A 5260-nucleotide genomic window follows, 5' to 3' on the forward strand; every position below is an offset into this window, starting at 1 on the left:
TCCCCATAGATCCCGCAGCCTAAGCGTGGTGTTCCGCGGTTTCCTCCTTTGAGGCTTGTCGAACGCCTGCCGCTCGTGCAGCAGCACCGTTCCGCCGCGGCAGGCATCCAACAAGCCTTAACAGATCCGGACCTTTGCGGTTACTGTGCTGATCTGCAGTGGACGCCCTCCTGCTCCGGCCGAGGCGATCGGGATCTCTCGTCGGGCGCTCGGAAATGGGCTCCACCTCAAGATCGGAGTATGCTTCGCCCGTCAGATTCTATCCCCGCGAAACTCCAGCGGAGGCGATGCGGCATGGCAATAGCGCATGTGAACGGAGTTAACCTCTTCTACGAACTCACCGGTGATGAGGATATTCCCCTGGTTCTTGTCCACGGGTCGTGGGACTCGCACGAAGACTGGCAGCTTGTCGTCCCAGGGTTGGCCGCGTCATTGCGGGTTCTTGCCTATGACCGTCGCGGCCACAGCCAGAGCGAGCGCCCGGCGGGGCAAGGCAGCATCCACGAGGATGTCGCCGACCTCGCCGCGCTGATTGAGCATCTGGATCTTGCGCCGGCCTGGGTCGCCGGCAATTCGTTCGGCGCATCGATCACGCTCCGCTTGGCGAGCGAGCGCCCGGACCTCCTGCGAGGAATCATTGTGCACGAACCTCCGCTGTTTTCGCTTCTCGCGGACGATCCCGCCGACGCGTCCATGCTCGCGGACGTCCGCGATAGGGTCCGCGCTGTAGTGGACCGCATCGCGGCCGGAGACCATGCCGGGGCCGCCGAAGAGTTCGTCGAGACCGTGGCCCTCGGACCCGGCGCCTGGGCACAGCTCCCACCCCACTCGCAGCGGATATTCATTGAAAACGCTCCGACCTTTCTTGATGAGGCGAACGATCCGGAGCAGCTTACCTTTGCGCTTGAACGCATGGTCCCGTTGTCCAAGCCGGCGCTGCTCACAACCGGAGACCTGAGCCCCCGGCGTTTGCGCCGGTGATTGCAAAGCTCACCGGCGCCCTTCGCAGCGCGGAGGTCCATACCTTCGTCGGCGCTGGACACATTCCGCACGTCACACACCCGGACGCCTACATCGAGGTGACCACAGGGTTCATTCGCCGGCACTCGTCGTGATGAGGCGGATCGAGGGCGCTGCTTGGACCGGAGGCGGATTGTCCGCCTTCGGTTGGCCGACGCTCGCGCAGCTCCCGTTTTTTGGACACATCTGATCAAGCACCACGGTCATAACCCGGTCGGGCCGAACGGCCTCATCGGTCGATGGCGCACCCACCACGCTCTGTGTGCCTGCCTTCGCGCCACAGGTTCAGTGCGTTGCCTGGCCGCGCAGGAAATCACGAACTGCGGCGCCAAGCTCATCCGGCCGCTCGACGCCGACAGACATGTGAGTCCGGCCGGCGAGTTCCAGCACGGTAGGGCTCGGCAACTCACGGCGAATGCGTTCCATGCTCGCTTGCCGGAACGGCACCATCACATCCTGCTCAAACGTTCGGAGCTCTTGGGCGAGCGCGGCGTCGCTGTGGTCAAGGGGGAAGAACGTGGTGGCGTAGATCGCAAGGGGTGGTGCCTGCACCTGCGTGTAATTGCGCCGCCATGTGCCGAGCGCGGCAAACGATGCCGCGAATGTCTCCTCGTCCGGCACCGGATGGAGCTTGCCGTCCGCGTCGGGCCGGGCCAGCTTGCGAAGATAGGCCTCAAGCCCCGGTGTCCACGGAATGTTGCCCAGCCAGGCTACGCGGTGCCACGCCCGAAAGGTATCGAGCGACCGCAGGTCATCCGCTCCGGGGCCGTTCACCGCGAGAATGTCGCCGAATGCCTTGAAGAACGTGGGCGTGGACCAGTCATAGGCCGCATCCAGGTAAACGAGCTTTCCGACACGGTCCGGATAGCGGCCTGCCAATTCGGTGATCTCATTGCCGCCCATGGACCATCCCAGCAGGTGCGCCTGCTGAATGCCGAGCGTGTTCAAAAGCTGGTGAAGGTCTTCGGTCAGCATCGGGCCATCGTAAGGCCCAGGCGGGGCATCCGACCGTCCGTGACCGCGCCGGGCGTTGGCAATGATGCGGAAATCGGCGCGCAGGCAGGCTGCGAGATCTTGGAAGACGTGCGGATTGTCGCCGATTCCATGGACCAGAACGAGCGGTGGTCCGTCACCACCCCAGTCCAGATAATGGAGCTTGATGCCGTTCACCTCGGCAAAGGCCGATCGGTGCGGAGCAGGGGCGCAATCGCTCGACATGCCAGGCAGCCTCGCCACTTCCGGAATGGCAATGGTAATACGTTGTAGGCTACGAACGGGACGGCTATCATGCTTATACCCGTTACGCGTGTTCCGGGACAGTCGCTGCGCGATCCCATTTTAATTACCCGCCAAGGCACGTGAATGCTTGGAACTTGAGCGCGAGCGTCCCCTGCCGCCTCACCTCCGGTGGAGTGAGCCTTGGTCTGCTTTGGGTCGAGGGTGTGCTAAAACGCGGGCGGGCCGCTCCATAGAGCAATTTAATTTCCTGTACGCCCCGATAGACCGGGAAATCTCCGGTACAGGAGCGTGAACTTGTACAAATAGTTCGTCGAGGCGGGGCGTGTTCGAGTTTTGACACACCCTCGGTCAACCTGCGACGTCGAGCGGCTGCATTTGAACGTCCGCTCTGGCCTTCCATCCAGACTAGCAAATCGGCACTTTTAAGGGTGAGGCGGACCAATGGGCCGTTTCAGCAAAAAGCTGAGGCAAACTCGAACAGCAAGCGCAGATGTGACAAGCGGTTAGCGGAAGGCGTGAGGCATCCTTTGGTGGCGTCTACAAGTTGTGGCCGCCCGCATAGGATGGCCACAATCCGGCAAAGTGCTGTCTCAAAGCTCGCACCAGCCCGCCTCACCCTCTGAGGCGGGCTTTTGCATGCGGGATCAGATGCCGCTATACGACCATCCAGCCACTCGTTTCATTGCCCCTATTCCATAACGGCCCGTTCTGCGCAATTGACGTGTAGAACCCCGTTAGAAAGGTCACCCCTCTCCCCGTTACAAATGTCACTCTTCCCGGGTGATGGTCCTGGGGAGATTGGGTCTGATGACGGTGATCGCGATGAGCCGGGCGGAGATCGATCGGGTTCACGTTCTGCGGGACGTCGTGGCGGGGCGGATTACAGTGCGCGAAGCAGCCCAGTTGCTGCAGATCACACGGCGACAGGTAGTCCTTCCATGTAAGGAGGTAATTGGCGGCCCATGTGACTAGGTGTGGCCATATATCCGCCCGGTTCTGATGAGACTAATTTCCGCCTGCGTTGTCGCGTATCTGGTGAAGCGAACGCTTGCGAGGACAACTCATGACGCTGCAAGGAGTGGCAGCCTTCACAATGGTCGCGTTGGTCGGCCTGACGGTGCAGGCCGTAGCGCAGACGCCGTGCCAACAATACCTGCGGCTGCGCAACGCCGCCTCAGAAGCCTGGAAACAAGCGATGAGAACGCCGCAATCGGATCGCTGCGAAGCCTTGCATCGTGCCTCCTTGGTCGCGGAGGCGACGCTCACGTACGCAGATAACAATCGTGAGTCATGCGCCATTTCTGGCGAACTGTTGAATCAGGTGGAAGGAGACCACCGCGAGGCGTTACAGGCTCGCGACAACGCCTGTGCTGGACGCCCCCATCGAACCGTATCCGGCCGATATCCTCCACCGTTGAGATCATCGAGGATAGCGTTCTCCAGGCGTGAAGAACGGCGCTGGCTTATCCCTCTCTTGGAACGTGTTCCATAAAGGCGCTTACGCGCAATTTGCGAATTGATACGGGCACCCTGCCCTACTTAGGTGTGCATGTCGCCGGTGCCTTGAGCGACGGCGGCGACTTTGTGAAAGGGGAGGCTTGGCCTCCCACAAAAGCTGTCCACGCGCGTCAAACGGCAGTAGCGCCCGAAGCCGCCGCACCATCACAGAGCGCCGTAGGTGTGCTGAGGGCCGTGTGGGCAGGTTTTAGGCCGCGGCTCATACCAAGTCTCTGAAGGGTTGACTCTTTTGGGTGTGGCGCAGACTTGGCGGGTCCCTGTCCTTACTTGTCCCGCCGTCCCCAGGTGCTCACGACATCGCCCCGCAAGCTCCTGCGCGAGCTTGTTCGCGATCTCTGCGGGTGCCTACAAGGCATGCGGCGGCAGAATCGCGCAGCGGGTCATCGTGTTCACGCCATCTGTTGGCACGAGGTGAAGCGCGCCGCACCAGTGACTTCTGTGAGGCGTCGTGTCCCCCGGCAGGGCACGGTACTGAATGTACCAGCGCGGAACACTGATCCAGACACCCCGCACGAGCATCTCGACACCGTCCGGTGTGACCCGGAACGGGGCGGCTACGCAATCGCTTTCGTCGCAGCACGGCACCCCCTGCCTGGTGTAGACGCCGACGTAAATATCGTGGCTCTCGACGGGGCTCGGGGCAATGAGTACCGCGCTGGCGAGAACGGCGGCGAGGGTAATGTCGGGTAACCGTAATCCTGCGCCTACCGGTGCATGGCATCCAGCCCCAGCGTACGACGCGTGCCTGTTGGCTGCCATTTGATCCTCCCACGCTAATGGGGCTGGAGCAATATAGCATGGCCGCATCCGCAGGCATTAGACTTCGTCCTCCGCGACTAGGCACATGAGTTTCGACCAACGAGACTCGGTATATGACCTCGGGTCGGCGGAACGTTACAGATTTCCCGTTACGCGCAACGCGGTCTACTTTTGCCGCTACCGGATGAAGGCAAAGAACAGTCCAAAGATGACAAGGACGGCAAGGATAAACGCTCCCAACCTGACCAGCCCAACAAGCATGTTGCTGTGTTTACCTACAACGATCCGGTCAAAAGGCTCAAAACAACAGTCAATAAAACTGTTTCCCCTCCCAACTGGGCCGTTGGACATTTTGCCTCCAGAAGCCAATTTTCACATCCGATTATGCAACTTCTTCCTCCTCTTGACCTATCGGCGGATGCGGCACAATGCGGATGTTTTGTAGCCATCCTTCGGCCTTGGCGAAGGGAAGAGGCAAAATTCCCCTACGTATTGCATGACAACCTTCGTCTTGTACGAAGGGTGAGGATGATTATTCTCTACTGCCTGCTGCCCGTGGACAGAACAGGATCTCAAACGGCTCCGTAGCCGCGAGGCTTATGTAATTACCCACGCCGTTGCTGAGGCTGGTTTCAGGCGCTGACGGTAGCGAGAATGGTGCCGAAGACGGTGACACTTGGCGTGAGCCGAGCCGTATCGACGACGGTGCGCACGGCCGCTTCGC

The 5260-nt window shown here is 60.9% G+C and carries 3 protein-coding genes; 1 reads left to right on the top strand and 2 read right to left on the bottom strand.

The features are described from left to right. The first annotated feature begins 294 nt into the window (after positions 1-294). Positions 295-981: an alpha/beta fold hydrolase gene (locus ACS5Q1_RS46285; RefSeq protein WP_473104522.1), complete on the top strand. Its 687-nt coding sequence runs from the start codon at positions 295-297 to the stop codon at positions 979-981. 324 nt (positions 982-1305) lie between these two features. Here ACS5Q1_RS46285 and ACS5Q1_RS46290 read toward each other — a convergent pair whose 3' ends face one another. Together ACS5Q1_RS46290 and ACS5Q1_RS46295 are read right to left on the bottom strand one after the other, a co-directional pair. Then, complete coding sequence (locus tag ACS5Q1_RS46290) at positions 1306-2238, bottom strand: alpha/beta fold hydrolase (RefSeq protein ID WP_473104523.1); 933 nt, start codon at positions 2236-2238, stop codon at positions 1306-1308. A gap of 1884 nt (positions 2239-4122) precedes the next feature. After that, a complete protein-coding gene (locus ACS5Q1_RS46295) occupies positions 4123-4536 on the bottom strand; it encodes a hypothetical protein (protein ID WP_473104524.1) in 414 nt (137 codons plus the stop codon). Between the last annotated feature and the right edge of the window lie 724 nt (positions 4537-5260).

The organism is Microvirga sp. GN3 (assembly GCF_055792825.1).

What these genes read in the sequence shown, in the direction of transcription:
- ACS5Q1_RS46290 (WP_473104523.1), bottom strand. Translation starts at nt 2,238, where the DNA reads ATGTCGAGCGATTGCGCCCCTGCTCCGCACCGATCGGCCTTTGCCGAG.
- ACS5Q1_RS46295 (WP_473104524.1), bottom strand. Translation starts at nt 4,536, where the DNA reads ATGGCAGCCAACAGGCACGCGTCGTACGCTGGGGCTGGATGCCATGCA.
- ACS5Q1_RS46285 (WP_473104522.1), top strand. Translation starts at nt 295, where the DNA reads ATGGCAATAGCGCATGTGAACGGAGTTAACCTCTTCTACGAACTCACC.